The 2,483-nt window shown below is 72.9% G+C and carries 2 protein-coding genes, 1 pseudogene and 1 riboswitch; of the genes and pseudogenes, 2 read left to right on the top strand and 1 reads right to left on the bottom strand.

The genetic code is table 11. From position 1 onward, the window contains the following. On the bottom strand, window positions 1–939 hold a 939-nt coding region (locus FRW57_RS20415), incomplete at its 3' end, for a cobyric acid synthase (protein ID WP_152186916.1). Window positions 940–993: 54 nt separating this feature from the next. Beyond that, window positions 994–1,125, top strand: a riboswitch (cobalamin riboswitch). Window positions 1,126–1,225: 100 nt separating this feature from the next. On the opposite strand from FRW57_RS20415, the gene FRW57_RS20410 reads away from it, so the two are divergent. Together FRW57_RS20410 and FRW57_RS20405 are read left to right on the top strand one after the other, a co-directional pair. After that, window positions 1,226–2,083 (top strand): SCO2322 family protein, encoded by an 858-nt coding sequence (locus tag FRW57_RS20410; protein WP_238999514.1) that lies wholly within the window; start codon window positions 1,226–1,228, stop codon window positions 2,081–2,083. A gap of 12 nt (window positions 2,084–2,095) precedes the next feature. Next, window positions 2,096–2,483: pseudogene (locus tag FRW57_RS20405) on the top strand (energy-coupling factor transporter transmembrane protein EcfT); the annotation flags it as partial.

Below are 2,483 nucleotides of genomic sequence, written 5' to 3'. Positions count from 1 at the left end.
CGGCAGGACCACCAGGTCGGCCCGGGCCACCGCGTCGGGGTCCGCCACCACCCGGACGTCGACGCCGGGCTCGGCGGCCAGCGCGTCGACGTCGGTCGTGTTGGAGACCCTCGGGAACCGCACCACGACAACGGTCATCGTCGGGCCGGGCCGTGTCGCGGCGGCAGCCGGCTCGGATGCGCCCTCGGAGTCGGCGCCGGACCACCCCGCCACGGCGAGCGAGTCCTCACCGTCCAGCCACACGTCATACAGGAACGGCAGGACACCGAGCACGGGGCGTGAGGTGCGTTCCTCGAGCATCGACAGACCGGGCCGGAGCAGGTCGAGGTCGCCACGGAACTTGTTCACGATCCATCCGCGGACGTGGGCCCGGTCCGCCGGGTCGAGCAGGCCGAGCGTGCCGTACATCGCGGCCAGGACGCCCCCTCGGTCGATGTCGCCCACGACCACGACGGGCAGGTCGGCCGAACGGGCCAGGCCGAGGTTGACGTAGTCGCCCTCGCGCAGGTTGACCTCGGCCGGGCTGCCGGCCCCCTCGGCGATGACGACGTCGTAGCGGCCCGCCAGGTCGCGGTAGGCCTCGAACGAGCGCTCCGCGAGAACGCGCCGGTTCGTCGCCCACTCCCCCGCCTCGAGCTCGCCGTGGGGCCGGCCCATCAGCACCACGTGCGAGCGCAGGTCGGAGCCCGGCTTCAACAGCACCGGATTCATCGCCGCCTCCGGGGTCGCCCGGGCGGCCACCGCCTGCAGCCACTGGGCCCGACCGATCTCCGAACCGTCCGGGCAGACCATCGAGTTGTTGGACATGTTCTGACTCTTGAAGGGAGCGACACGCACCCCCTCCCGCGCCAGCCACCGGCACAGCCCCGCGGTCACCAGGCTCTTGCCCGCGTCCGAGGTCGTCCCGGCGACCAGCAGTCCTCCGCCGCCACGACCCACGCGTGCCTCCTCCTCGAGACGCCTTTGACACCCCGCCGACCACGTGGGACGGTTCGATCACCGAAAGCCTGTGATCAGGGGAAGCCGGTCGAAGTCCGGCGCTGACCCGCAACCGTAGGCCGTGTCCCGTGGTGTGACCACCCGGGGCCGGCAAGCCGGAGCACCTGCCACTGGCCCTCGGCTCCAACATCAGATCCGTCGTGGAACGCGGACCGGAGTCAGAGATTCGGGCGGGCCCCAGGGTCCCGTCCCGCGCCTCACTCACCGGCCGTGAGGAGGAATGCACATGTCAGTTGCCACCACTGCCGCCCCCGTCCGGAAGGCCCGGGCAGGCCACCCGTTCGTGATCCTGCTCGTCGCAGCCGCGCTCGCGGCGCTGTTCACCATGCTGCTCGCGCCGGCCGGCCCGGCCCACGCCGCGGCCTACCGCTACTGGGGCTACTACCAGCTCAAGGACGGGGCATGGGCCTTCGCCAGCAAGGGGCCCGCCGAGCTCACCCCCAAGGACGGCTCTGTCGACGGCTGGCGCTTCGCCGTCACCGGCGCGAGCAAGGACGTCCGCGACCCGCGGGCGACTCCGAGCTTCGGAGAGATCTGCGGTGACACCGCAGCCGTCGACGGCAAGAAGCGCGTGGGTGTCGTGATCGACTACGGGCGGCCTGCCGACGGTTCGGCCGGCGCCAAGCCTCCTGCCGCCGTGGCCGAGTGCGCGCAGGTCGACGAAGCGGCCCACGGTGACGAGGTGCTGGCTTCGGTCGCCGACGTCCGCGCGCAGAAGGGCCTGGTGTGCGCCATCAACGCCTATCCCGCCCAAGGCTGCGGCGAGGAGGTCAAGGACGTGTCTGCCGCGGCCAAGAAGCCCGACACGCTTGTCCAGCTCACGGTCGCCGGCAAGGCGGCGAGCACACCCGCGCCGTCCACCGACGCCACGTCCACGGCCACGTCGACCGCCACGTCAACCGCCGGAGCGGTGCCGAGCAGCAGCCCCAGCAGCGACAACGCATCCGTCCAGGCCGGCGCGTCCCAGGACCGGTCCGACGAGGGCTCCGGCACGGGGACCGGCACGTGGGTCGGTGTCGGGGTCGTCATCCTGGCAGTGCTCGCCGTGGGCGCCGTCGCGCTGCGCCGCCGCCAGCAGCCCTGAGGCGACGATCCCGTGCTGTCCGCTGCCGACCGGCCCACCCTCTCGCGACTGCTCCACCCTGTCGCGTGGTGGGTCTGGGCCGTCGGCCTGGCCGCGGCCGCGTCACGCACCACCAACCCGTTCCTGCTGCTGCTGGTCATCGCGGTCGCGGCCTGGACGGTGTTGGAGCGCCGGGAGATCGGCGGTTCGAACGCGTTCGCGGTCTTCCTCGCGATCGGCCTGCTCGCCATCGTGCTGCGGCTGGCCATGGTGGTCGTGCTGGGCGGTGGGGTGACCGGCCGTGTGGTGCTCGTCCGACTCCCGGAGGTGCCGCTGCCCGACTGGGCCGCCGGCGTGCGGATCGGCGGCCCCGTCACCGCGGAGGGGCTGCTGTCCGCTGCCTACGAGGGCCTGCGGCTCG

It is taken from the genome of Segeticoccus rhizosphaerae, assembly GCF_009192725.1.
GTDB lineage: Bacteria > Actinomycetota > Actinomycetes > Actinomycetales > Dermatophilaceae > Segeticoccus > Segeticoccus rhizosphaerae.
The sequence above is the reverse complement of the archived record's forward strand: the minus strand, read 5'-3'. Positions and strand labels throughout refer to the sequence as shown.

What these genes read in the sequence shown, in the direction of transcription:
- FRW57_RS20410 (WP_238999514.1), top strand. Translation starts at nt 1,226, where the DNA reads ATGTCAGTTGCCACCACTGCCGCCCCCGTCCGGAAGGCCCGGGCAGGC.